Raw genomic sequence first — 25,474 nt, 5'->3', positions numbered from 1 at the left:
GGAACGGGCCCTTGCGGCTCGCGCGGCAGCCCACGAGCCTGGGACCATGACGGACAACACGACACGTCTCGACCACGTCGTCCTCTGGGTGCGCGACCCGGTGGCCGCGGCCGACTTCTACGAGAAGACCCTGGGGCTCGAACCCCTGCGGATCACCGAGTACGCCGCGGGGACCGTGAGCTTCCCCTCCGTACGCCTCAACGACGAGACCCTCCTCGACCTCGCACCGCACTCCATGGTGGAACGGATGCGCGTGGTTCCCGGCGCCGACGCCAGCGCGGGGCACCCCGTCAACCACATCTGCGTGTCCCTGCCCGCGCACGACTTCGACGCACTGCGCACCCGCCTCGAGGAGCGGTCCGTCCCGGTCTCGGACCTCTCGTACGACTCCTACGGCGCCCGCGGCACGGCCAGGCGAAGCTTCTACTTCGGCGACCCGGACGGCAACATCGTCGAGGCCCGACACTACGACTAGCCACGACTGGCCGCGCCCGACCCCCGCGGCGCCTCAGAACAACGGCTCGGGCAGTACGCCCTCCAGCGCGAGCAGCAGCCTCTTGGTGTCCACGCCGCCGCCGAACCCGCCGATGCCACCGCCGCTCTCGACGACCCGGTGGCACGGCACGACGACCGGCAGCGGATTGGCGCCCATGGCCATGCCCACCGCCTGCGCGGCGCCTGACCGGCCCACCCGGTCGGCCAGGTCCCCGTAGCCGACGACCGATCCGTAGGGCACGCCGGACGCCAGTTCGCGCAGCACCTGCCGGTTGAAACCGGAGATCAGCGACCAGTCCAACGGCAGGTCGAAGTCGCGTCGCCTGCCCGCGAAGTACGCCTCCACCTGGCCTGTCGCCTCGGCCAGCAGCGGGGAGCCGGGCGCCTCGACGGGCTCCGTGCCCAGCCGGGCCGCGAGCCCGTGAAGCGCCCGGTCGCGCACGGCGTCCGTGGCATGGAAGACCACGTTGACCAGACCCTCGCGGGTGGCGGCCAGCAGCAGGGGACCGATGCCGGTGCCGACGACGGTCCACACGAGCCGCTGTTCGTACTGCCCATGGCTGTCCATGCGCCCACGGTACGGCCCGCCACTGACACCGCCCGGATCAGTCCACGGCGCCCCGCACCACGTCGGGCTTGTTGGTGATGATGCCGTCGACGTCGTACCCGGCGACCCGGCGCGCGGTGTCCGCGTCGTTCACCGTCCAGGCGAGGACCTCCAGCGGCCTGCCGTGCGGCCCCGTGAAGGCGTGGACCGAGGACACGTAGCTCATGGACAGGGAGCCGTACGACGGGTTGATCTGGTCGGCGAACTCCGCGTACGCCGGCAGCTCCGACACGGCCGGAGTGCCGAGGAACCCGGTCTTGACGGCGGGCTTGAGGTCGTGGACCGTCCGGATGCTGTCGGCGTCGAAGCTCTGCACGACCAGCCGCCCCGCCACGTGCCGCCGGTCGAGCCAGCCCTCGTTGGCGAGGACCTTGAGGGTCTGCTGCTCGATCCCCGGATACAGGCCGGGGCTCTTCAGCTCCAGCAGCAGCTTCTGGTGGTTGTGGTCCAGGCGGTCCACGTACTGCTTCAGCGTCGGCACGCGCGCGCCCGCGTACTCCGACCCGAACCAGCTCCCCGCGTCCAGCCGCGCGATCTCCGCGGCGGTGAAGTCCTTCACCATCCACGGGGACCGGTCCGGGAAGACCTCCTCCACGTCGGTCGTACGCTTCAGGCTCTCGTCGTGGACGACGACGAGTTCGCCGTCCCTGGTGCGCTGGACGTCGTTCTCCACCCATCGGATGCCCAGGTCGGCCGCCCGGTCCACGGCGGCCAGGGTGTTCTCCGGCGCATATCCGGAAGCACCCCGGTGCGCCACGACGCTGGGCCCGTCGCCGCCCGCCCCGTCGGCTCGGGCGTGCGAGAGGGGAGCCGTGAGGGCGACCCCCAGCAGAGCGGTGGTCGTGACGGCAACTGCGCGCACAGACATGCGTACTCCTCGCGTCTGACGATCACGGACAGCACCACTGTGACATCAGAGAGTCAACGAAAGAGGGGTGCAGAGTGGCCACAGGCTGAATGGAGTTGCTCAACTACGCTCACGGAGGCGGCACAAGTGGGGCGAGACCGTGATTCTTTGCCGGAGAATCGTTCGACCATTCCGGTGGAAGCCATACTCTCTGCCTCGACCCTGATCGTTCGCGCGGTCCTGGGAGGGTGCGCACATCAGGAGAATCCGGGACACAACCGGGGCGTAAGAAGGCGGAAGGGCAGCCGCACATGCAAAGCACGGTCGACGGATTCAGCTACGGGCTCGTCACACCGCTGGTGGCCTACCTCATGGCCTGCCTCGGCGGTGCCCTCGGTCTGCGCTGCACCACCAGGGCCATGCTGGTCACCCGCTCCTGGCGCCCCGGCTGGCTGGCCCTCGGCTCGGCGGCGATCGGCTCCGGCATCTGGACCATGCACTTCGTCGCCATGATGGGGTTCTCCATCGAGCACACGCCGATCCGCTACGACGGGCCCATGACCTTCGCGAGCCTCGCCGTCGCCATCGTCATGGTGGGCGTCGGAATCTTCATCGTCGGCTACCGGGGCGCGCGCGGGACGGCCCTGTTCACCGGCGGCACCGTCACCGGTCTGGGCATCGCCTCGATGCACTACCTGGGGATGGCCGGGATGCATCTGGACGGCCGGCTGACCTACAACACCTTCACCGTCGGTGTGTCCGTCGCCATAGCCATGGCCGCCGCCACCGCCGCCCTGTGGGCGGCCGGACAGGTCCGGGGCTTCCTGTGGAGCGTCGGCGCCGCCCTGGTCATGGGGCTGGCCGTCACCGGCATGCACTACACGGGCATGGCCGCCCTCGACGTCCATCTCAGCGGCACGTCCGAGCCCTCGCTCGACGGGTCCTCCGCCGAACTGCTCGCCCCCATGCTGATCGGCCCCCTCGCCTTCCTCCTCGTGGCCGGCGTCGTCGTCCTGTTCGACCCGCTGATGGTCATGGGGAAGCCCGCGGCGGCACCCGCGGAGCGCAAGCCCGGCATCCCCGCCCACACCGGAGCCCCCCGCGCGATCCGGCACCCGGCACACCACCCCGCGCGCCTCCGCCGCCCCCTCGCCCACCGGCGCCCCCGCACCCCGCAGAACCACTGATCGGGACCCGTTGTCAGTGCGGGGTCGTACGGTGGAACACATGCGGCCCGTTTCCCAGATCGAACGCACGGTGGCGCCCTTCGAGGTCGTCAGCCCCTACCAGCCGAACGGCGACCAGCCGGCGGCCATCGCCGAGCTGGCCCGGCGCGTCGAGGCAGGCGAGAAGGACGTCGTCCTCCTCGGCGCCACCGGCACCGGCAAGTCCGCCACCACCGCGTGGATGATCGAGAAGCTCCAGCGCCCCACCCTCGTGATGGCGCCGAACAAGACCCTGGCCGCCCAGCTGGCCAACGAGTTCCGCGAGCTGCTGCCGAACAACGCCGTCGAGTACTTCGTCTCGTACTACGACTACTACCAGCCCGAGGCCTACGTCCCGCAGTCGGACACCTACATCGAGAAGGACTCCTCGATCAACGAGGAGGTGGAGCGCCTGCGCCACTCCGCGACCAACTCGCTGCTCACCCGCCGCGACGTCGTCGTGGTCGCCTCCGTCTCCTGCATCTACGGCCTCGGCACCCCGCAGGAGTACGTGGACCGCATGGTCCCGCTCCGGGTCGGCGAGGAGCACGACCGGGACGAGCTGCTGCGCCGCTTCGTCGACATCCAGTACACGCGCAACGACATGGCCTTCGCCCGCGGCACCTTCCGGGTGCGCGGCGACACCATCGAGATCTTCCCGGTCTACGAGGAGCTGGCCGTCCGCATCGAGATGTTCGGCGACGAGATCGAGGCCCTGTCCACGCTCCACCCGGTCACCGGCGAGATCATCAGCGACGACCAGCAGCTGTACGTCTTCCCGGCCTCCCACTACGTCGCCGGACCCGAGCGCCTGGAGCGGGCCGTCAACGACATCGAGAAGGAGCTGGCCGAGCGCCTGACGGAGCTGGAGAAGCAGGGCAAGCTCCTGGAGGCCCAGCGACTGCGGATGCGCACGACGTACGACCTCGAGATGCTCCGCCAGATCGGGTCCTGCTCCGGCGTCGAGAACTACTCGATGCACTTCGACGGCCGCCTGCCCGGCTCCCCGCCGAACACCCTGCTGGACTACTTCCCGGACGACTTCCTCCTCGTCATCGACGAGTCGCACGTCACGGTGCCGCAGATCGGCGCCATGTACGAGGGCGACGCCTCCCGCAAGCGGACCCTGGTCGACCACGGCTTCCGGCTGCCCTCCGCGCTCGACAACCGCCCGCTGAAGTGGGAGGAGTTCCAGGGACGCATCGGGCAGACCGTGTACCTGTCGGCGACCCCGGGCGCCTACGAGCTCTCCCGCTCGGACGGAGCCGTCGAGCAGATCATCCGCCCCACCGGCCTCGTCGACCCGGAGGTCGTCGTCAAGCCCACCGAGGGCCAGATCGACGACCTGGTGCACGAGATCCGCAAGCGGACCGAGAAGGACGAGCGCGTCCTGGTCACCACCCTCACCAAGAAGATGGCCGAGGACCTCACCGACTACTTCCTGGAGCTCGGCATCCAGGTCCGTTACCTCCACAGCGACGTCGACACCCTGCGCCGCGTCGAACTGCTGCGTGAGCTGCGCGCCGGGGAGTACGACGTCCTGGTCGGCATCAACCTGCTGCGCGAGGGCCTCGACCTGCCCGAGGTCTCCCTGGTGGCGATCCTCGACGCCGACAAGGAGGGCTTCCTGCGCTCGGGGACCTCCCTGATCCAGACCATCGGCCGCGCGGCGCGCAATGTCTCCGGCCAGGTCCACATGTACGCGGACAAGATCACCCCGGCGATGGAGAAGGCCATCGACGAGACCAACCGCCGCCGCGAGAAGCAGGTCGCGTTCAACAAGGCGAACGGCATCGACCCGCAGCCGCTCCGCAAGAAGATCAACGACATCGTCGCCCAGATCGCCCGCGAGGACGTCGACACCGAGCAGCTCCTCGGCTCGGGCTACCGCCAGGTGAAGGAGGGCAAGGGCGCCAAGGCCCCCGTGCCCGCGCTGGGGGGCCAGGCGCCGGGCGGTGCCAAGGCGGCCAAGGGCAGGGCCAAGGAGACGCCGGTGACCGACCGCCCCGCGGCGGAACTCGCCGAGCAGATCGAGGACCTCACCACCCGTATGCGGGCCGCCGCGGCAGACCTCCAGTTCGAGATCGCGGCCCGGCTGCGCGACGAGGTCTCCGAGATGAAGAAGGAACTGCGCCAGATGAGAGAGGCGGGGCTGGCCTGACCGTGCGCCGGTCAGCGCTGTGTTGCAACACCGACACAAAGTGCGAACCGGGGTGGGTCACTGTCAGCGCCCCTGCGTAGGGTTCTGGTCAACCGCGAGCACCGCGGCAACAGGGGACAGTTCGAGAGGGGATCAGCGCGTGACCGTCAACATGACCAAGGGTCAGGCCATCAGTCTGCAGAAGAGCGACGGCGGCAGCCTGACGTCGGTGCGCATGGGTCTCGGCTGGCAGGCGGCTCCCCGGCGCGGCCTGTTCGGCTCGCGCACCCGGGAGATCGACCTGGACGCCTCCGCGGTCCTCTTCGCCGACAAGCAGCCGGTGGACGTCGTCTTCTTCCGCCACCTGGTGAGCGACGACGGATCGGTCCGCCACACCGGGGACAACCTCGTCGGCGGTGTCGGCCAGGGCGGCGACGACGAGGCGATCCTCGTCGACCTGCAGCGCGTTCCGGTCCACATCGACCAGATCGTCTTCACCGTGAACTCGTTCACGGGCCAGACCTTCCAAGAAGTGCAGAACGCGTTCTGCCGTCTGGTCGACGAGACCAACGGCCAGGAACTCGCCCGCTACACCCTGGCCGGAGGCGGGGCCTTCACGGCCCAGATCATGGCCAAGGTGCACCGCGCGGGCCAGGGCTGGGCCATGACCGCCATCGGCACCCCGGCCAACGGCCGCACCTTCCAGGACCTGATGCCGGCGATCCTGCCGGTCCTGTAGCAGTCCGACACCAACCGGCCGGTCCCGTACGCGGGACCGGCGATTCCCGCACGACGTCTTGCGGGAGACGCGCGAGCGACACGAGTGACACAGGGGGAAGGCGATGACGGCCGAGCTGACGCGGGGACAGAACCACCCGCTTCCCCGGGCCCGTCTCGAGATCCGGGTCTCGGCCGGCACACCGGTCGTGGCCGGGGCCACGCTCGGCGACGAGAACGGCACCGTCCACGGCGTCGAGCAGGTGGCCCACCCGGGCAGCCCCACCCTGCCGGGCCTGGAAGTCTCCCGCCAGGCCGCCGCAGACCACCGCCTCGCCGTGGACCTCGACGCCGTGCCGGACGCCGTACACCGCGTCAGCGTGCTGCTCGCCCTGCCCGTCGGCGGGGCGGGCCCGGTCCGGTTCGGGGCCGTCGCAGCCCCCTTCGTCTCGGTCACCGGCCTCGACGGCGACGAGGTCGCCAGCTACACCATCACCGGCCTGGACGCCGAGTCCGCCGTCGTCGCGCTGGAGCTCTACCGGCGACAGGACACCTGGAAGGTGCGCGCCGTCGGCCAGGGCTACGCGGGGGGCCTCCCCGAGCTGCTGACCGACCAGAACCTGCCCCAGGCCCATCAGCTCGCGGGCCGCATCCAGGAGGCGGTGGCGAGCGGCCTGGCCCGTTCGGTGCCGGCCCCTCCGGCACGCGCCGCGGACGGCGACCGCGCCCGCCCGGCGGCCACCCCGGCACACGGCCCGGACCACGGCACCGCGCCCCAGGCCGGCTCCGGCCCCGTAGCTCCGGCCTCTCCGTACGACGCCCAGGGTGCCCCCGCGCCCGCCCCGCAGCCGCCCGGGGCGCCTGGACAGCACGGGACGCAACAGCCCTGCCCGGACGGGCCCCGGACCCCGCCCACGCCGGCCGGCCGTCCACGCCCGCCGCGGGCGGCCCGATCGACTACAGCCACCCCAGGCGACAGAACGCGGCACCGCCCCCGCCCCCGCCGACCGCGCCCCCGGCCGAGCCGGGACAGCCCGCCCGGCCCGTGGCCGGTGACGCCACCGGCTGGTCCATGGAGGAGCGGCTCTACAACCAGGTGTGGGGCATGTTCGAGGACCTTGCCCGCACCGCGGCCGCCTACCGCAGCGCCGTCGACTTCGCCGACTCCCGCATGGAGAAGGAACTCGACCAGGCCCTGTCCGACCCGCGCAACCGGATCGGCGGGCAGGGCGACGCCGCCCGGGAAGCGGCGCGCGCCCGGCACGGCCAGTTGGTGTCGCAGGCCAGGGAGGTCCTGGACCGGGACGTCGCCCAGCTCGTCGCGGAGGCCGGGGTCGTCGAACCCGCCCTGCCGGCCGCCTTCGCGCGCTGGGACAACCCCGTCTGGCACGCCTACCGCGTCCCCATGGAGATCCCCATGGCCCTGCGGCTGGGCGATCTCCATCTGCCCGAGGCCGACGGCATACGCGTTCCGATGCTGATGAGGCTGCCGCTGGAGCGCGGGCTGTGGATCGACAGCGGGCGCTCCACCTCGACCGACGGTTCGTCGGCCGACTCCCACGAGATGCGCCGCCTGGGCCTGGAGGCGGCCGTCGCCCACGCGGCCCGGCTGCTCGCCGTCTACCCGGCGGGCGAGTTCACCGTGCACGTCATCGACCCCGCCGGATCCGGGACGCAGGCACTGGCGCCGCTGGTGCGGAGCGGGGTGCTCGCCGCGCCGCCCGCCCACGGTGCGGCGGGGGCCGCGGACGTACTCGCCCGTCTCACCCAGCGTGTCGACCTGGTGCAGATGGCGTTGCGCGCAGGTGCTCCCGACGCACTCCCGCCCGGCCTCGACACCTCCCAGCAGCTACTGATCGTCAACGAGTTCCCGCACGGCTTCGACGACCGCGCGGTCAACCAGCTGCGCTACCTGGCCGACGAGGGCCCGGCCGTCGGCGTCCATCTGATGATCGTCGCCGACCGCGAGGAGTCCGCCGGGTACGGACCGCTGCTCGACCCGCTGTGGCGCTCGCTGCTGCGGCTGACGCCGGTGGCCGACGACCACCTCGCCGACCCGTGGGTCGGGCATGCCTGGACGTACGAGCCCTCGCTCGTGCCACCCGGCAGCCAGGTGCTTCAGCAGGTCCTCGCACAGGTCGCGTCGGCCCGCCGACCATGGGGCAGGTAGACGCCTCCGAGCTGGGCTTTTGAGCTTTATTTGCAAATCTCTTTACCTTCCCTTGGGGATTGGGGTACTGTCGTCCGTACGGAGGGGAGTACTCCCTATCTGCTGCGGCGTACCCGTCAATACGGATCAGGCCAGATCCCGGGGCGTCGGCCCGTGGCTTCCGGACGCGTCACGTGTCCCGGACGCCCGGGTGGAAGAGACCTCCGGCAGCGACGACGCTGACATCTGCCGTGTGACGTACTGCCGGAGGCGTAGTGGAAGTTTCCGTGACCCTGTGGGTCCTGACCATCGTGGGCCTCGCCGCCCTCATCTCGGTCGATTTCTTCATCGGCCGCAAACCGCACGACGTATCGATCAAGGAAGCCGGCATCTGGACCGGTGTGTGGATCGCCCTGGCGGGCCTCTTCGGGCTCGGCCTGCTGCTCTTCGGCGGCGGTGAACCCGGGGGCGAGTTCTTCGCGGGCTTCATCACCGAGAAGTCGCTGAGCGTGGACAACCTCTTCGTCTTCGTCCTGATCATGGCGAAGTTCGCGGTGCCCTCGCAGTACCAGCAGCGGGTTCTGCTCATCGGTGTCCTCATAGCCCTGGTCCTCAGGGCCATCTTCATCGCCGCGGGTGCCGCGATCCTCGCCAGCTTCGCCTGGGTCTTCTACATCTTCGGCGCCTTCCTCATCTACACCGCCTGGAAGCTCATCCAGGAGGCGCGGGCCGACGAGGAGGACGAGGACTTCGAGGAGAACAAGCTCCTCAAGGCCGCCGAGCGCCGCTTCGGCGTCGCCGACCGGTACCACGGCACCAAGCTGTGGATCGAGGAGAACGGCAAGCGGATCATGACCCCGATGCTGGTCGTGATGCTCGCGATCGGCACCACCGACGTGCTCTTCGCGCTCGACTCCATCCCGGCGATCTTCGGCCTGACGCAGGACCCGTACATCGTGTTCACGGCCAACGCGTTCGCCCTGATGGGCCTCAGGCAGCTGTACTTCCTCATCGGCGGCCTGCTGAGGAAGCTGGTCCACCTCTCCTACGGCCTGTCCGTGATCCTGGGCTTCATCGGCGTCAAGCTGGTGCTGCACGCGCTGCACGAGTCCGGCGTCCACGTCCCCGAGATCAGCATTCCGGTCTCGCTCGGCGTGATCTGCTCCGTCCTGATCGTCACCACGATCACCAGCCTCCGCGCCTCGAAGAAGCAGGCCGAGGCGGAGGCGGCCGCCGCCGCGAGCGGCGACACCTCGAAGGACAGCGTCGAGGCCTGAACCACCGGGTCCCGGAGCGGCGAACGGCGCCCAGCCGTTCGCCGCTCCGGCGTGCCGGGAGGGGCGAGAGGGCCGGCCGGGAACCCGGAGTACGACGCCCGTCGCTCTCTGCGACGATCGCCGCATGGTCACCGGACCCAGGGCGCTCCTCGCACAGTGGACGACCGCCGTGCCGTGATCGCCGTCGTCCTGCTCGTCCTGACCTGGGGCCGCTTCCTGCCCGGGGTGGTCGTCGCGCTGCTCACGATCGTTCTGGCGGCGTCCGTCCTGGCCGCCGTGCACCATGCCGAGGTGGTCGCCCACCGGGTCGGGGAGCCCTTCGGCTCCCTGGTCCTCGCCGTCGCCGTCGCCGTCACGGTCATCGAGGTCGCGCTCATCGTGACCCTGATGGCGGACGGCGGCGACAAGAGCGCCTCCCTGGCCAGGGACACGGTCTTCGCAGCCGTCATGATCACCTGCAACGGGGTGGTCGGCCTCGGCCTGCTGGTCGCTTCACCGCGGCACGGGACCGCCGTGTTCAACACCGAGGGCACCGGGGCCGCCCTCGCCACGGTGGCGACCCTCGCCACACTCAGCCTGGTCCTGCCGACGTTCACCACCAGCGCGCCCGGCCCGGAGTTCTCGACCGTGCAGCTGACCTTCGCGGCGCTGTCCTCGCTCGCCCTCTACGGCCTGTTCGTCGCGACCCTGACCGTGCGCCACCGCGACTACTTCCTGCCGATCACCCGCCAGGGGGAGGTGATCACGGCCGAGGAGCACGCCCACGCACCGTCCTCCCGCACCGCTCTGACCAGCCTGGGGCTGCTGGTCCTGCTCCCCGAGACCATCGCCGCGGTGCGCTCCGCGCGCCGCGACCGGGTGCAGACCAGCCTGAACCTCGCGCTCGGCTCGGCCATGGCCAGCATCGGCCTGACCATCCCGGCGGTCGCCCTGGCCTCCGTGTGGCTCTCGGGGCCACTGGTCCTCGGCCTCAGCTCCCTCCACATGGTGCTGCTCGCCCTGACCGTGGTCGTGGCCTCGCTGACGGTCGTACCCGGCCGGGCCACCCCCTTGCAGGGCGGCGTCCACCTGGTGCTGTTCGCGGCGTACCTGGAACTGGCCGTCAACCCCTGGACCGGGCGGACCGGGGCGAGGGCTCGGGCGGGCACGCGACGTGGGAACGCGACAGCCGTCCTCCGCGCGAGGTCCGGCACGCCGTCGCCGCGGCGCACCGTGATAGACCGGGGGCCGAGCAGCGGTCGCGCACGGGCCGCCGCACCCCTCACGGACCGGAGGAACCGTGCCCCGCACCCTGGCCAACGCCCCGATCATGATCCTCAACGGCCCCAACCTGAACCTGCTGGGCCAGCGGCAGCCGGAGATCTACGGCTCCGACACCCTCGCCGACGTCGAGGCCCTCTGTGTGAAGGCGGCGGCCGCGCACGGCGGCACGGTGGACTTCCGCCAGTCCAACCACGAGGGCGAACTGGTCGACTGGATCCACGAGGCCCGATTGAACCACTGCGGCATCGTGATCAACCCGGCCGCGTACTCGCACACGTCCGTCGCCGTCCTGGACGCGCTCAACGCCTGCGACGGGCTGCCGGTGGTGGAGGTCCACATCTCCAACATCCACCAGCGTGAGCCGTTCCGGCACCACTCCTACGTCTCGCAGCGCGCCGACGGGGTCGTCGCGGGATGCGGCGTACAGGGGTACGTGTTCGGCGTGGAGCGCATCGCGGCCCTGGCCGGGGCCGGATCGGCCAGGGCCTGACGCACCCCTGACGCGCCGGGGCCGCCGGCCGGGGGCGGGGATGGGGAGGCCGACGGCCCGTGCCGCCCAGGAGCCGTCGCCCTGCGCGGGGCAGTCACCAGTCGACCGCGCCGCACCCGTGTCCCGGGAGCGCGCGCGGCTCACTGGTGCGTGCGAACGCTTCACACGGGGCATGCACGGCGCCGGTCGCCCGTGGACCGTGCCCGGCTGTCACCAGCCGCGCGCCCGCCATTCCGGCAGGTGGGGGCGCTCCGCGCCGAGCGTGGTGTCGTTGCCGTGCCCCGGGTAGACCCATGCCTCGTCCGGGAGCGTGTCGAAGACCTTGGTCTCCACGTCGTGGATCAGGCTCGCGAACGCCTTCGGATCCTTGTGGGTGTTGCCCACACCGCCCGGGAAGAGGCAGTCCCCGGTGAACACGTGAGGATGCCCGTGCGGGTCGTCGTAGACCAGGACGATGGAGCCCGGCGTGTGTCCGACCAGGTGGCGCGCGGTGAGCTCCACCTGCCCGACCCGGATCGTGTCGCCGTCGTCGACCAGGACGTCGGTCGGCACCGGGATGCCCTCGGCGTCGTGCCGGCCGGCGTGGGTGCGGGCGCCGGTGGCCGCGACGACCTCGGCGAGCGCCTGCCAGTGGTCGCCGTGGCGGTGGGTGGTGACGACGGACGCGATGCCGTCGTCACCGATCGTGCCGAGCAGGGTGTGCGCGTCGTTGGCCGCGTCGATCAGCAGCTGCTCGTCGGTGGCCCGGCAGCGCAGCAGATAGGCGTTGTTGTCCATCGGACCGACCGCGACCTTGGTGATCATCAGGTCCTTGAGCTCGTGCACGTCGGCGGGGCCGCCGACCCGCACCTCTCCGCTGTACGTCATGACGGCCAGCCTAGCGCCGGGAGGGTGCCCGCAAGCCGCCTCCCGGGCGCCTTCTGCCTGCCTACAGGGGAGGCAGCGCCGGCAGCGCTCCGCCCTCCACCGTGAGCGCGGTGCCCTCGCGGCGACCGGCGAGCCAGCCGAGCAGGTCGGCCGGGGGACCGGTGACGGTCACCGCGGGGGCGTCGGCCTCCCGTCCCGTGCGCCACGCGCGCGTGCCGTCCGTGAGCCGGGTGGGCGGCACGTCGGGGTGCCCGGTGAACCGGGCGGCGAGGAAGGCCGTCTCCCGCTCGGTGAACTCCGCCGGAAGGTCCTCCAGCTCGTAGCCGACGCCCAGGTCCACGTGGTGCAGTTCCACCTCGGCCCACCGCCGGAACGGCACCCTGGAGGCCGAGTCGGTGACCCCGTTGCGCAGCTCCACCGTGCGTGACCAGTCCGCGGGGGCCGCCCCCGTCTGCTGGAACCGGTCCGCGCTCTCGCGCACGTCGGCGAGCTGGCCGTCGAGGGGGCGGGGGGCGTCCCGCTCGATGTCGGCGTCCCGGGCCTCGCCGGAGACGTACATGGGGCGTCCTTCGAGGACGTTCACGAGGGCGTCGGCGTTGCGGGCGAGGTGGGCGAGGACGTGACCGCGGCTCCAGCCGGGCAGCCGTGACGACTCCGTCACGGACGCGTTGTCCAGTTTCCCGACCGCGGTCAGCAGCCGCTCGGTAGCGTCACGTACAGACGCCAGGTCATGAGCGTGATCAATCATGCTGCTGACCCTAGACCGCACCACACCTTCGGGTGAAGGTTGTGGCCGACCCCCGTAAATCGAATGCACGTGCTATAAGCTCGACTGCGGCGTCGGGCATGCTGGGAAGTCGGGGTTTGTTGACAACCGGTGAATCCGACCGGCGTTGTCAGTGGCTCCCCCTAGTCTGAGAAAGACGGGGGCCCCGCCCCTGTCACTTCTCTCAAGAAAGGTGCGGACCGGCGTGGCCGACCGTCTCATCGTCCGTGGCGCGCGCGAGCACAACCTGAAGAACGTCTCGCTCGACCTGCCTCGTGACTCGCTCATCGTTTTCACGGGCCTGTCCGGGTCGGGCAAGTCCTCCCTGGCCTTCGACACGATCTTCGCCGAGGGCCAGCGGCGCTACGTGGAGTCGCTCTCCTCCTACGCCCGGCAGTTCCTCGGCCAGATGGACAAGCCGGACGTCGACTTCATCGAGGGCCTCTCCCCGGCGGTCTCCATCGACCAGAAGTCGACCTCTCGCAACCCGCGCTCCACGGTCGGCACCATCACCGAGGTCTACGACTACCTGCGCCTGCTCTTCGCCCGCATCGGCAAGCCGCACTGTCCCGAGTGCGGCCGCCCGATCTCGCGCCAGTCGCCGCAGGCCATCGTCGACAAGGTCCTGGAGCTGCCCGAGGGCAGCCGCTTCCAGGTGCTGTCGCCGCTGGTGCGCGAGCGCAAGGGCGAGTTCGTCGATCTCTTCGCCGACCTCCAGACCAAGGGCTACGCACGCGCACGGGTGGACGGCGAGACCGTCCAGCTGTCCAACCCGCCCACGCTGAAGAAGCAGGAGAAGCACACCATCGAGGTGGTCGTCGACCGCCTCACGGTGAAGGACACCGCCAAGCGCCGCCTCACCGACTCCGTGGAGACCGCGCTCGGCCTGTCCGGCGGCATGGTCGTACTCGACTTCGTCGACCTCCCCGAGGACGACCCCGAGCGCGAGCGCATGTACTCCGAGCACCTGTACTGCCCTTACGACGACCTGTCCTTCGAGGAGCTGGAGCCCCGCTCCTTCTCCTTCAACTCGCCCTTCGGCGCCTGCCCCGACTGCTCCGGTATCGGCACGCGCATGGAGGTCGACCCGGAGCTGATCGTCCCCGACGAGGACAAGTCCCTCGACGAGGGCGCCATCCACCCCTGGTCGCACGGGCACACCAAGGACTACTTCGCCCGCCTGATCGGCGCCCTCGCGGACGCGCTCGGCTTCCGGACGGACATCCCCTTCGCCGGCCTGCCGCTGCGCGCCCGCAAGGCCCTGCTGAACGGCCACAAGACCCAGGTCGAGGTCCGCTACCGCAACCGGTACGGCCGCGAGCGCCGGTACACCACCGCGTTCGAGGGCGCGATCCCCTTCGTCAAGCGCCGGCACAGCGAGGCCGAGAGCGACTCCAGCCGCGAGCGCTTCGAGGGCTACATGCGCGAGGTGCCGTGCCCCACCTGCGAGGGCACCCGCCTCAAGCCGCTCGTCCTCGCGGTCACCGTCATGGGCCGGTCGATCGCCGAGGTCTCGGCGATGTCCATCAGCGACTGCGCGGACTTCCTGGGCGAGCTGAAGCTCAACGCCCGCGACAAGAAGATCGCGGAGCGCGTGCTCAAGGAGGTCAACGAACGGCTGCGGTTCCTGGTCGACGTCGGCCTGGACTACCTCTCGCTGAACCGCGCGGCCGGGACCCTCTCCGGCGGCGAGGCCCAGCGCATCCGCCTGGCCACCCAGATCGGCTCCGGACTCGTCGGCGTGCTCTACGTCCTCGACGAGCCGTCCATCGGCCTGCACCAGCGCGACAACCACCGGCTGATCGAGACCCTCGTCCGGCTGCGCGACATGGGCAACACGCTCATCGTCGTCGAGCACGACGAGGACACCATCAAGGTCGCCGACTGGATCGTCGACATCGGCCCCGGCGCGGGCGAGCACGGCGGCAAGGTCGTGCACAGCGGCTCCCTCAAGGAGCTGCTCGACAACGCCGAGTCGCAGACCGGCCTGTACCTGTCCGGCAAGAAGGCCATCCCGCTGCCCGACATCCGGCGCCCGCAGGACCCCTCCCGGCGGCTCACGGTGCACGGCGCCCGGGAGAACAACCTCCAGGACATCGACGTGTCCTTCCCGCTGGGCGTGTTCACGGCCGTCACCGGCGTCTCCGGCTCCGGCAAGTCGACCCTGGTCAACGACATCCTGTACACGCACCTGGCCCGCGAACTGAACGGCGCACGCAACGTCCCGGGCAGGCACACCCGCGTGGACGGCGACGACCTCGTCGACAAGGTCGTCCACGTCGACCAGTCGCCCATCGGCCGCACCCCGCGGTCGAACCCCGCGACGTACACCGGCGTCTTCGACCACATCCGCAAGCTGTTCGCCGAGACGACGGAGGCGAAGGTCCGGGGCTACCTGCCCGGCCGGTTCTCCTTCAACGTCAAGGGCGGCCGGTGCGAGAACTGCGCGGGCGACGGCACCATCAAGATCGAGATGAACTTCCTCCCGGACGTCTACGTCCCGTGCGAGGTCTGCCACGGCGCCCGGTACAACCGGGAGACCCTGGAGGTCCACTACAAGGGCAAGTCCATCGCGGACGTGCTGAACATGCCGATCGAGGAGGCGACCGACTTCTTCGAGGCCGTCCCCGCCATCTCCCGGCACATGAAGACCCTGAAGGACGTCGGCCTCGGCTACGTCCGGCTCGGCCAGTCCGCGACCACCCTGTCCGGCGGTGAGGCCCAGCGCGTGAAGCTCGCCAGCGAGCTGCAGCGCCGCTCCACCGGCCGCACGGTCTACGTCCTGGACGAGCCGACCACCGGTCTGCACTTCGAGGACATCAGCAAACTGCTGACCGTCCTCGCGGGCCTGGTCGACAAGGGCAACACGGTCATCGTCATCGAGCACAACCTCGACGTGATCAAGACCGCCGACTGGGTCGTCGACATGGGCCCCGAAGGCGGCGCCGGCGGCGGCCTGGTGGTCGCCGAGGGCACGCCCGAGCAGGTCGCGGGCGTCCCCGCCAGTCACACCGGCAAGTTCCTGCGTGACGTCCTCGGCGCCGACCGGGTCAGCGACGCGGCCTCGGTCACCAGGCCGCGCAAGGCCGCGAAGACGGTCGCGACCAAGGCCACCGCCAAGAAGACCGCCACGAAGGCGGCCACCGGCACGGCCGTGAAGAAGGCGACCGCCACCAAGACGGCCAAGACGGCCGCGAAGCCCGCCGCGAAGAAGACCACGCGGACGAGCAAGGCCTGAGTCCGGACGGCGCCGGGCCCCACGGGTGATCCCGTGGGGCCCGGCGCCGTCCATTGGCCCCACCTGCCCGGCCACCGGTGCCGACCGGCCTCCCTCAGCCGGCGACTTCGCGGGCGTACGGCGGTTCCGCGCCCGCGCGGGAGCAGGTGACCGCCGCCGCGCGGGCGGCGAAGCCCAGCAGCCCGGCCCAGCCGTCCGCGCCCAGACCGGCCACGGCCGCTTCACCGAGGGCACCCCTCACCGCGAGGCCGTGCAACAGCGCCGCGTTGACCGTGTCACCCGCGCCGATCGTGTCCACCACCGCCACGCGCTCGCCCGGCACCGAGTACTCGCCCCCGTCACGGGTGAACGCCGTCAGCCCCGCACCGCCCCGGGTGACCACCACCGCGGCAGGGCCCGCCGCGAGCCACTCCCGCGGCGTGCCGCCGAGCCACTCGGCGTCCTCGGCGGACAGCTTCAGCAGCGACACCGACGGCAGCCAGCTCCTGAAGCGGGCCCGGTAGGCGTCCGGGTCCGGGATCAGCCCGGCCCGGATGTTCGGGTCCAGTGCCGTGAACACGCCCCGCGCGGCCGTCTCGCGCAGCAGCTCCTCGTACGCGCTCGCGCCCGGCTCCAGGACCAGTGAACAGGTCCCGAACGAGACGGCCCGGGTACCGGACGGCAGACCGACGGGCAGCGCGAACAGCCGGTCGGCCGTCCCGTCCACGTAGAAGGAGTACGCGGCCGAGCCGTCCGCGTCGAGCGAGGCCACGGCGAGGGTCGTCGGCTCGGCCCCGCGTTGCACCGGCGAGACGTCCACGCCGGTCTCGCGCAGCCGGTCCAGCAGCGCCTCGCCGAACGCGTCGTACGACACCCGCGAGCAGAACGCGACGGGCGAGCCGAGGCGGCCCAGCGCGACGGCCGTGTTGTACGGACCGCCGCCGAGCGCCGGCTGCAGCGCGGCCAGGGCGCCCCTGCCCCGCGGTACCAGGTCGATCAGTGCCTCACCGGCGACGACGATCACGGGAGGGTCCTTTCGTGGGCCTTGGCGTGGGCTTTCCCGGACGGACCGGGGGAGTGTCCGGGCCGACCGGACCGTTCGGCGCAGCCGCAGGAGGTGCGGTGGACGAAGGTGCAGGGCAGCCGCACGGTCCGCGCGGGCCGGTCCGGCGCGGCGAGGCGTTCCAGGAGAAGCCGCACCGCCTGCGCGCCGAGGTCCCTGCTGGGCTGGGCGACGGCGGTGAGCCGGGGCGAGAAGAGGTCCGCCCAGGCGAAGTCGTCGAAGCAGCACAGCGCGAGGTCACCGGGCACGGACAGGCCCCGGTCCCGCAGGGCGCGCAGCGCGCCGATGGTCATGGCGTTGTTGGCGGTGACCAGCGCGGTGGGCGGCACCGCCAGGGACAACAGGTCCGACGCGGCCCGTTCGCCGCCGGCCGCCTCGGAGTCGCCGTGGACCAGCAGCCGCTCGTCGAAGGGCAGCCCCGCCGCGGCGAGGCCGTGCCGGTACCCGGTGATCCGCTCACGGGTGGTGCTGAGCCCCGGCCGGCCCGCGACCAGGCCGATCCTGCGGTGGCCGAGTCCGGCGAGATGGCCGACCAGCCGGGCCGTCGGCTCGGTGCTCTCGGCGCAGATCTGGTCGAGGCGCGGCGCCGCTTCGCCCTCGGGCACGTCGACGACCCGGTCGAGGAGCACGGCCGGCACACGGTGGCGTCCGAGATAGGCGAGGAGGGCGCGCGGGTCCGCGGACGGTGCGACGATCATGCCGTCTACGCGCCGCTCGTGCAGCAACTGGACGACCTTGCGCTCGTGCCCGGGATCGTCGTGCGGGTCGGCGATGAGCAGGCTGTAACCGTGCTCCAGGGCGCGGGCCTCGACGCCCTGGAGGATCTCCGTGAAGTACGGGTTGCTGATCGCCGACACCGCGAGCCCGATGGAGCGGGTGCGGGAGGTCACCAGGGAACGGGCCAGGGTGTTCGGGGTGTAGCCCAGCTCCTCGACGGCGTCGAGGACGGCCTGACGGGTGTGCGGCAGCACCGGGCGGGTGTCGTTGAGCACGTGCGAGACCGTAGCCACCGAGACCCCGGCGCTCCGCGCCACATCGGCCATGGTCACCACCCGCCCACCCCCTTCGCGTACGGCCGCGGCGCCTGCGGGCACACGTCGTCCCGGGTGTCCTTGCCGCGCGCACTGGCCGGACCGTACCCCATCGCACAGAGGCACGTAAACGCTTGCGCAAGCGTTTACGTGCCCCCTCGACTCTCCCGCCTTCCGGTCACCCGGTCCACGGGACCAGCCGGGCCGCCGGATATCGTCGCCCTGCACCCGCACACCCCCGCTCCGACCAGTGGAGATGCCATGTCCGGCCGTCCCGTCCCGAGCCGCCGTACCGTCCTGCGCTCGGCGGCGCTCACGCCCGTCGCCGGGCTCGGCCTCGCCGCCTGCTCGCCGGGCGACGACGGCGCCGCGCCGGCCACGCCGACCGCGCCCGTGGACCTCGGTGCCGACGGGGAGGTCGCCAAGGGTGCGACCAAGCTCTTCCCGGACGGGAACGTCGTGGTCAGCCGGGCCGATGACGGTTCCCTGAAGGCGTACAGCACCGTCTGCACGCACGCGGGGTGCCCCATCAAGAAGCTGGAGGGGACCAAACTCGTGTGCAACTGCCACGGCAGCGAGTTCGACGCCCGTACCGGCGAGGTGCTGCACGCCCCGGCGACCGTGCCGCTCACCGAACTGCCGGTCGAGGTGAAGCAGGGCCGGATCGTCGCGAGCCCGGCGACCTGACCGGGGCGGGCCGGCGTCCTACTCCCAGTCCCAGCCGATCCCCAGCATCCCCGACCTGACCCGCGGCTCCACGAGGAGCACCGAGTGGTGCCGCCCGCTGAGCGCCAGCTCCTGCCGGCCGCCGCGCGGCGCCGCCGGCGAGTGCTGAGTGAACCGGTGACAGCGCACCGGCAGCACCCCGGAGTCGAACCGCACCTGGAGCGCGTACTGTCCGCCCGCCGTGGCGAACCCGCGGACGTACTCCCGCGACACCCCGGCGGTGCCGTCCTCGACGCCGTAGCGGAACAGGTGGGTGTCGCCGGCCCGCAGCCGCGTGTCGAAGAGCAGCTCGGTCACGAGCACACCCGTGTCCTCGTGGGTGCGGACCCGCCCCGTGCGGCAGTTCTCCAGCGCGTGGACGGTCATCCGGGCGGGAGCGCACCCGGGATCGCCGTAGTGGACGGCGACGAAGCGGTCCACGCCGTCGCGGTGGGCGCGCACGATGTGCTGCGACTCCCGCCCCGCCAGCTCGCGGCGCGGCCCGATCCGGACGCGTTCGTGGTGCCCGAGGGTGTGCACCCCGCCGTCCGGGGCGGGCTGGTCCAGATCGGCCAGCAGCCGGTCGAGAACGCCCGTGGCCGCCAGGTGGGCGCGGTAGGAACGGGCCGCGGGCCGCCGCTCCAAAATCTCCTCGTCGGCCTCGGCGAGCAGGCGGATCAGCGACTCCTCGGGCAGCTGGAGTATCTCCTCCAGGGCCCGCACGGCCCGCAGGGACTCCGGTCGCTGCGGACGCCGGGCGCCCTGCTGCCAGTAGCTCAGGCTCGTGACGCCGACCTTCACCCCGTGGCGCGAGAGGTGGTGCTGCACGCGCTGCAGCGGCAGTCCGCGAGCGGCGATCGCGGCGCGCAGGGCGACGTGGAAGGGGCCACCGCGCAGGGCCGAGTCGAGTTGCGCGGTGGCGACGTCCGCGTGCGGTGTGGCGTGCGGCATGCAGGGGCCTTCCTGTGAAGTTCACGACGGCTGGTCAGGCCGTCGACACGGATCGGCCGGGGCCGTCCCCCCGCTCGCGGCGCAGGGGTCTTCACATCCGTACGCCACGCTTCAGGGCCCCGAGTCCCCCCGCATTGAAGCGTGTTGACAAAGTCCCGACAACACTTTGCGCCCGACCGTCACGCGCTCCTGGCCGAGAACGCACGGGCCCGTCGTCCCCGGGGCACCCGGAGTGACCGACCGGCCCCGCACCGTCCTCCCCGGCCGTCCCGTCCGGCCGTCCACAGGGGGCCCGGCCCGTCGTCCACAGCCCCGCCGAAGTGTCGGTCCGCGCCAGTAGGGTGTGAGTCATGGCCGACCCCTCCAGCTACCGCCCCAGGCCGGGAGAGATCCCGGACTCCCCGGGGGTGTACAGGTTCCGTGACGAGCACCGCCGGGTGATCTACGTCGGAAAGGCGAAGAGCCTGCGCCAGCGCCTGGCGAACTACTTCCAGGACCTGGCGAACCTCCACCCCCGCACCCGCACCATGGTCACCACGGCGGCGTCCGTCGAATGGACGGTGGTGTCCACGGAGGTCGAGGCGCTCCAGCTGGAGTACTCCTGGATCAAGGAGTACGACCCCCGGTTCAACGTCAAGTACCGCGACGACAAGAGCTACCCGTACCTCGCGGTGACGATGAACGAGGAGTTCCCGCGCGTGCAGGTGATGCGCGGCCACAAGAAGAAGGGCGTGCGCTACTTCGGGCCCTACGGGCACGCCTGGGCGATCCGCGACACCGTCGACCTCCTGCTGCGCGTCTTCCCGGTGCGCACCTGCTCCGCGGGCGTCTTCAAGAACGCCGCCCGCACCGGCCGCCCCTGCCTGCTCGGCTACATCGGCAAGTGCTCGGCCCCCTGCGTGGAGCGGATCTCCGCCGAGGACCACCGTGACCTCGCCGAGGAGTTCTGCGACTTCATGGCCGGGCGCACGGGCACCTACCTGCGCCGCCTGGAACGCCGGATGGCCGAGGCCGCCGACGACATGGAGTACGAACGGGCGGCGCGGCTGCGCGACGACATCAGTGCCCTGAAGAAAGCCATGGAGAAGAGCGCGGTCGTGCTCGCCGACGCCACCGACGCGGACCTGATCGCGGTCGCCGAGGACGAGCTGGAGGCCGCCGTCCAGATCTTCCACGTACGCGGCGGACGCGTGCGCGGCCAGCGGGGCTGGGTCACCGACAAGGTGGAGGAGATCACCACCGGCGCCCTCGTCGAGCACGCCCTCCAGCAGCTGTACGGCGAGGAGAGCGGGGACGCCGTCCCCAAGGAGGTCCTGGTCCCCGCCCTGCCCGACCCGGTCGAGCCCGTGCAGCAGTGGCTGACCGACCGGCGCGGCTCGGGCGTGTCGCTGCGCATCCCGCAGCGCGGCGACAAGAAGGCGCTGATGGAGACCGTCCAGCGCAACGCCCAGCAGGCCCTCGTCCTGCACAAGACCAAGCGGGCCTCCGACCTGACGACGCGCTCGCGCGCCCTGGAGGAGATCGCCGAGGCCCTCGGTCTCGACAGCGCCCCGCTCCGGATCGAGTGCTACGACATCTCGCACCTCCAGGGCGACGACGTCGTCGCCTCCATGGTCGTCTTCGAGGACGGGCTGGCCCGGAAGAGCGAATACCGCCGGTTCCAGATCAAGGGCTTCAGCGGACAGGACGACGTCCGTTCCATGCACGAGGTCATCACCCGGCGCTTTCGCCGCTACCTCGCCGAGAAGGAGAAGACCGGCGAGTGGGTGGACGGCGAGGAACTCCCCGCCGGCGAGCAGGGCAGTGAGGGAGAGCGGGGCACCGAGGGAGAGCGGGGCACCGGCGGCCCGGCCGCCGCGGGCGAGGGACGGGCCCTCACGGAGGGACCGGCGCTCAAGGACGACGACGGTCGCCCCAAGCGCTTCGCCTACCCGCCTCAGCTCGTCGTCGTCGACGGCGGGCAGCCGCAGGTCGCGGCAGCCCAGCGGGCGCTGGACGAGCTGGGCATCGACGACATCGCCGTCTGCGGCCTCGCCAAGCGTCTGGAGGAGGTCTGGCTGCCCCGCGAGGACGACCCGGTCGTCCTGCCCCGCACCAGCGAGGGCCTGTATCTGCTGCAGCGGGTCCGCGACGAGGCCCACCGCTTCGCGATCACCTACCAGCGCGCCAAGCGCGCCAAGCGCTTCCGCTCCAGCCCGCTGGACGACGTGCCGGGCCTGGGCGAGACGCGCAAACAGGCGCTGATCAAGCACTTCGGTTCGGTGAAGAAGCTGAGGTCGGCGACGATCGACCAGATCTGCGAGGTACCCGGCATAGGCCGCAAGACGGCCGAGACCGTCGCCGTGGCCCTCGCCGGCGCCACCCCGGCCGCACCCGCCGTGAACACGGCGACCGGAGAGATCATGGACGACGAGGACGGGGCACCCGAGACGAGGGCGGATGCCCCGGGGGAGCCCGTGACCGCGGGCACCCCGGACGAACGACGGGGGCAGGAGAGATGACCGAGCACGAGACAGAACCCACAGTCGGACGAGAACAGACCCGCGACGACGGAGCACAGGTGAGTACGGGCAAGGAAACGGCCGGGGCGCACGAGGCGGCCATCCCCGAGCTGGTGATCATCTCCGGCATGTCCGGGGCCGGCCGCTCGACGGCCGCCAAGTGTCTGGAGGACCTGGGCTGGTTCGTCGTCGACAACCTCCCGCCCGCGCTGATCCCCACCATGGTGGAGCTCGGCGCCCGGTCCCAGGGCAACGTGGCCCGCATCGCGGTCGTGGTCGACGTCCGCGGCCGGCGCTTCTTCGACAATCTGCGCGAGTCCCTCGCGGACCTCGACGCCCGCGGCGTCACCCGGCGGATCGTCTTCCTGGAGTCCTCCGACGACGCCCTGGTGCGCCGCTTCGAGTCGGTGCGCCGCCCGCACCCCCTCCAGGGGGACGGCCGCATCGTCGACGGCATCGCCGCCGAGCGCGAACTCCTGCGCGAGCTGCGCGGCGACGCCGACCTGGTGATCGACACCTCCAGCCTCAACGTGCACGAACTGCGCGCCAAGATGGACGCCCAGTTCGCGGGCGACGAGGAGCCCGAGCTGCGGGCCACCGTGATGTCCTTCGGCTTCAAGTACGGCCTCCCGGTCGACGCCGACCTCGTCGTCGACATGCGCTTCCTGCCCAACCCGCACTGGGTCCCGGAGCTTCGCCCCTTCACCGGCCTCAACGAGGAGGTGTCCAGCTACGTCCTCAACCAGCCCGGCGCCAAGGAGTTCCTCGACCGCTACGCCGAGCTGCTCCAGCTGATCGCCGCGGGCTACCGTCGGGAGGGCAAGCGCTATGTGACCGTCGCCGTCGGCTGCACCGGCGGCAAGCACCGGTCCGTGGCCATGTCGGAGAAGCTCGCCGCACGGCTCGCCGCCGAGGGCGTGGAGACGGTGGTCGTCCACCGGGACATGGGACGGGAATGACAGGGGAATGACAGGACGTACTCCGCGGCTGAGCAGGCTGCGCCGGGTGGTGCCGGAAGGGCGCGGCGGCAGACCCGCCGACGCCCGCGCCGCCAGGCCCGAGCAGACACGCGGCGGCAAGCCGCGTCGCCGGGGCGCCCAGCCCAAGGTCGTCGCCCTCGGCGGCGGCATGGGCCTGTCCGCCTCGCTCGCCGCACTGCGCCGGATCACCGGCGACCTCACCGCCGTCGTCACCGTGGCCGACGACGGCGGCTCCAGCGGGCGGCTGCGCGACGAGTTGGGCGTCCTGCCGCCCGGCGACCTGCGCAAGGCGCTGGCCGCGCTGTGCGGCGACGACGACTGGGGGCAGACCTGGGCCCGCGTCATCCAGCACCGCTTCCAGTCCCAGGGCGACCTGCACGAACACGCGGTCGGCAATCTGCTGATCGTGGCCCTGTGGGAGCAGCTCGGCGACCATGTGCAGGCGCTGGACCTGGTGGGCAAGCTGCTCGGCGCACACGGGCGCGTGCTGCCCATGTCGGCGGTCCCGCTGGAGCTCCAGGCCCTGGTCAAGGGCCACGACCCGGACCGGCCCGACGAGGTGGACACCGTCCGCGGACAGGCGACCGTGGCACTGACGCCCGGCGAGGTGCAGTCCGTGCACCTGGTGCCCAACGACCCGCCCGCCGTCGTCGACGCGGTCGACGCCGTCCTGGACGCCGACTGGGTGGTGCTGGGCCCCGGCTCCTGGTTCTCCTCGGTCATCCCGCACCTGCTGGTGCCCGATCTGCTGGACGCGCTGGTCGAGACGAAGGCCCGCCGGGTGCTCTCGCTGAACCTCGCCCCCCAGCCCGGAGAAACCGAGGGCTTCTCTCCGCAGCGTCATTTGGAGGTTTTGGGACGACACGCCCCTAAACTCGCTCTGGACGTGGTGCTGGCCGACGAGGCCGCCGTGCCCGACCGTGACTCACTCACCGACGCCGCGAAACGGTTCGGCGCCGCGGTCGAACTGGCTCCGGTCGCCCGGACCGACGGGACCCCGAGGCACGACCCGGAGCTGCTGGCCGCCGCGTACGACCGTATTTTTCGGATGCATGGAAGGATCGGCCCATGGCGATGACGGCAGCGGTGAAGAGCGAGATCTCCCGGCTCCCCGTCACCCGGACCTGCTGCAGAAAGGCGGAGGTCTCCGCAATTCTGCGATTCGCCGGCGGCCTTCACCTGGTGAGCGGGCGCATCGTGATCGAGGCGGAGCTGGACGTCTCACGGGCGGCACGCCGGCTCAAGCAGGACATCCTGGAGATCTTCGGGCACAGCTCTGAGCTGATCGTGATGGCGCCGGGCGGGCTGCGCCGCGGTTCGCGTTACGTCGTACGGGTGGTTGCGGGCGGTGACCAGCTGGCCCGGCAGACCGGCCTGGTGGACGGCCGGGGCCGCCCGATCCGGGGCCTGCCGCCGCAGGTGGTCTCGGGGGCCACCTGCGACGCCGAGGCCGCCTGGCGCGGGGCCTTCCTGGCCCACGGCTCGCTCACCGAGCCCGGCCGCTCCTCCTCCCTCGAGGTGACCTGCCCGGGCCCCGAGGCGGCGCTCGCCCTGGTCGGCGCCGCCCGTCGGCTGTCGATCCCCGCCAAGGCGCGCGAGGTGCGCGGCGTGGACCGGGTCGTGGTCCGCGACGGCGACGCGATCGGCGCCCTGCTGACCCGGCTCGGCGCCCACGACGCGGTGCTGGCCTGGGAGGAGCGCAGGCTGCGGCGCGAGGTCCGCGCCACCGCCAACCGCCTCGCCAACTTCGACGACGCCAACCTGCGCCGCTCGGCCCGCGCGGCCGTCGCCGCCGGTGCCCGGGTCCAGCGCGCCCTGGAGATCCTCGCCGACGACGTTCCCGAGCACCTCGCCGCCGCGGGCCGACTCCGCATGGAGCACAAGCAGGCCTCCCTGGAGGAGCTGGGGGCCCTCGCCGACCCGCCGCTGACCAAGGACGCCGTCGCCGGCCGCATCCGCCGCCTGCTGGCCATGGCCGACAAGCGGGCCTCCGACCTCGGCATCGCCGGCACGGACGCCAACCTCGGCGAGGAGGAACTGGCCGACAACCTCGTCGGCTGAGCGAGTCCGGCCCGAGACGGCCCTTCGCCCGGGCCGAGACGGCCGTTCGCCCGGGCCGGGACTGTCGGACGCCCGGACCCGGGACGGCCGGGCGCCCATGCCGGGCCAGCTGGACGCCCGGACCGACCGGGGCCACTCGGAT

Annotated in this window: 18 protein-coding genes and 3 pseudogenes; 14 read left to right on the top strand and 7 right to left on the bottom strand. The window is 71.7% G+C overall.

Annotated features, from left to right (window positions below; all coding sequences use genetic code 11):
- The first annotated feature begins 46 nt into the window (after nucleotides 1–46).
- Nucleotides 47–475 carry a VOC family protein gene (locus BJ961_RS26585; protein WP_271415317.1) on the top strand — a complete coding sequence of 143 codons (429 nt, stop codon included), beginning with the start codon at nucleotides 47–49 and terminating at the stop codon, nucleotides 473–475.
- Nucleotides 476–508: 33 nt separating this feature from the next.
- Here the strand turns inward: BJ961_RS26585 and BJ961_RS26580 are convergent, their stop codons facing one another.
- Entirely contained in the window at nucleotides 509–1,063 is a 555-nt protein-coding gene (locus BJ961_RS26580) for a methylated-DNA--[protein]-cysteine S-methyltransferase (protein WP_271415316.1), read from the bottom strand.
- A gap of 37 nt (nucleotides 1,064–1,100) precedes the next feature.
- On the bottom strand, nucleotides 1,101–1,970 hold the full coding sequence (locus BJ961_RS26575; RefSeq protein WP_271415315.1) for a glycerophosphodiester phosphodiesterase: 870 nt from the start codon (nucleotides 1,968–1,970) through the stop codon (nucleotides 1,101–1,103).
- Between the two features lie 290 nt (nucleotides 1,971–2,260).
- Between BJ961_RS26575 and BJ961_RS26570 the strand changes: the two genes are divergently transcribed.
- The 7 genes and pseudogenes from BJ961_RS26570 (at nucleotide 2,261) to aroQ (ending at nucleotide 11,190) form a co-directional block, all read left to right on the top strand.
- A complete protein-coding gene (locus tag BJ961_RS26570; protein WP_271415314.1) occupies nucleotides 2,261–3,136 on the top strand; it encodes an MHYT domain-containing protein in 876 nt (291 codons plus the stop codon).
- Nucleotides 3,137–3,176: 40 nt separating this feature from the next.
- Complete coding sequence (gene uvrB, locus BJ961_RS26565) at nucleotides 3,177–5,315, top strand: excinuclease ABC subunit UvrB (RefSeq protein WP_271415313.1); 2,139 nt, start codon at nucleotides 3,177–3,179, stop codon at nucleotides 5,313–5,315.
- Nucleotides 5,316–5,454: 139 nt separating this feature from the next.
- Entirely contained in the window at nucleotides 5,455–6,033 is a 579-nt protein-coding gene (locus tag BJ961_RS26560; RefSeq protein ID WP_052841581.1) for a TerD family protein, read from the top strand.
- A 103-nt stretch (nucleotides 6,034–6,136) separates the two neighbouring features.
- Nucleotides 6,137–8,181: pseudogene (locus BJ961_RS26555) on the top strand (TerD family protein).
- 254 nt (nucleotides 8,182–8,435) lie between these two features.
- Nucleotides 8,436–9,437, top strand: coding sequence for a TerC/Alx family metal homeostasis membrane protein (locus tag BJ961_RS26550; protein WP_271415312.1), 1,002 nt, complete (start codon nucleotides 8,436–8,438; stop codon nucleotides 9,435–9,437).
- A gap of 124 nt (nucleotides 9,438–9,561) precedes the next feature.
- A pseudogene (locus BJ961_RS26545) lies at nucleotides 9,562–10,547 on the top strand (calcium:proton antiporter); the annotation flags it as partial.
- Between the two features lie 169 nt (nucleotides 10,548–10,716).
- Nucleotides 10,717–11,190: a type II 3-dehydroquinate dehydratase gene (gene aroQ, locus BJ961_RS26540; protein ID WP_271415311.1), complete on the top strand. Its 474-nt coding sequence runs from the start codon at nucleotides 10,717–10,719 to the stop codon at nucleotides 11,188–11,190.
- A 210-nt stretch (nucleotides 11,191–11,400) separates the two neighbouring features.
- On the opposite strand, the gene BJ961_RS26535 is transcribed toward aroQ, so the two are convergent.
- Together BJ961_RS26535 and BJ961_RS26530 are read right to left on the bottom strand one after the other, a co-directional pair.
- Entirely contained in the window at nucleotides 11,401–12,057 is a 657-nt protein-coding gene (locus tag BJ961_RS26535) for an MBL fold metallo-hydrolase (protein ID WP_271415310.1), read from the bottom strand.
- A 61-nt stretch (nucleotides 12,058–12,118) separates the two neighbouring features.
- Nucleotides 12,119–12,805, bottom strand: coding sequence for a maleylpyruvate isomerase family mycothiol-dependent enzyme (locus tag BJ961_RS26530; protein WP_271415309.1), 687 nt, complete (start codon nucleotides 12,803–12,805; stop codon nucleotides 12,119–12,121).
- A gap of 223 nt (nucleotides 12,806–13,028) precedes the next feature.
- On the opposite strand from BJ961_RS26530, the gene uvrA reads away from it, so the two are divergent.
- Nucleotides 13,029–16,061, top strand: a complete 3,033-nt coding sequence (uvrA, locus tag BJ961_RS26525) for an excinuclease ABC subunit UvrA (protein ID WP_271415308.1) — start codon at nucleotides 13,029–13,031, stop codon at nucleotides 16,059–16,061.
- Nucleotides 16,062–16,155: 94 nt separating this feature from the next.
- On the opposite strand, the gene BJ961_RS26520 is transcribed toward uvrA, so the two are convergent.
- Together BJ961_RS26520 and BJ961_RS26515 are read right to left on the bottom strand one after the other, a co-directional pair.
- Nucleotides 16,156–17,064: a carbohydrate kinase family protein gene (locus tag BJ961_RS26520; protein WP_271415307.1), complete on the bottom strand. Its 909-nt coding sequence runs from the start codon at nucleotides 17,062–17,064 to the stop codon at nucleotides 16,156–16,158.
- Entirely contained in the window at nucleotides 17,061–18,155 is a 1,095-nt protein-coding gene (locus BJ961_RS26515; RefSeq protein WP_271417170.1) for a LacI family DNA-binding transcriptional regulator, read from the bottom strand. Before BJ961_RS26515 ends, BJ961_RS26520 begins: the two co-directional genes overlap by 4 nt.
- Before the next feature lie 240 nt (nucleotides 18,156–18,395).
- On the opposite strand from BJ961_RS26515, the gene BJ961_RS26510 reads away from it, so the two are divergent.
- Nucleotides 18,396–18,821, top strand: coding sequence for a Rieske (2Fe-2S) protein (locus BJ961_RS26510; protein ID WP_271415306.1), 426 nt, complete (start codon nucleotides 18,396–18,398; stop codon nucleotides 18,819–18,821).
- Nucleotides 18,822–18,839: 18 nt separating this feature from the next.
- Here BJ961_RS26510 and BJ961_RS26505 read toward each other — a convergent pair whose 3' ends face one another.
- Nucleotides 18,840–19,790 carry a hypothetical protein gene (locus tag BJ961_RS26505; protein ID WP_271415305.1) on the bottom strand — a complete coding sequence of 317 codons (951 nt, stop codon included), beginning with the start codon at nucleotides 19,788–19,790 and terminating at the stop codon, nucleotides 18,840–18,842.
- A gap of 350 nt (nucleotides 19,791–20,140) precedes the next feature.
- Between BJ961_RS26505 and uvrC the strand changes: the two are divergent.
- The 4 genes and pseudogenes from uvrC to whiA all read left to right on the top strand — a co-directional run.
- Nucleotides 20,141–22,129: pseudogene (gene uvrC, locus BJ961_RS26500) on the top strand (excinuclease ABC subunit UvrC); the annotation flags it as partial.
- Nucleotides 22,130–22,287: 158 nt separating this feature from the next.
- On the top strand, nucleotides 22,288–23,250 hold the full coding sequence (rapZ, locus tag BJ961_RS26495; RefSeq protein ID WP_271415303.1) for an RNase adapter RapZ: 963 nt from the start codon (nucleotides 22,288–22,290) through the stop codon (nucleotides 23,248–23,250).
- Between the two features lie 7 nt (nucleotides 23,251–23,257).
- Nucleotides 23,258–24,349 carry a gluconeogenesis factor YvcK family protein gene (locus BJ961_RS26490; protein WP_271415302.1) on the top strand — a complete coding sequence of 364 codons (1,092 nt, stop codon included), beginning with the start codon at nucleotides 23,258–23,260 and terminating at the stop codon, nucleotides 24,347–24,349.
- On the top strand, nucleotides 24,340–25,332 hold the full coding sequence (gene whiA / locus BJ961_RS26485) for a DNA-binding protein WhiA (RefSeq protein ID WP_271415301.1): 993 nt from the start codon (nucleotides 24,340–24,342) through the stop codon (nucleotides 25,330–25,332). Before BJ961_RS26490 ends, whiA begins: the two co-directional genes overlap by 10 nt.
- Nucleotides 25,333–25,474 lie beyond the last annotated feature (142 nt).

The sequence above is a fragment of the Streptomyces lienomycini genome, assembly GCF_027947595.1.
Taxonomy (GTDB): domain Bacteria; phylum Actinomycetota; class Actinomycetes; order Streptomycetales; family Streptomycetaceae; genus Streptomyces; species Streptomyces lienomycini.
Note: the sequence above shows the minus strand (reverse complement) of the source record. Positions and strands in the feature narration are given on the sequence as shown.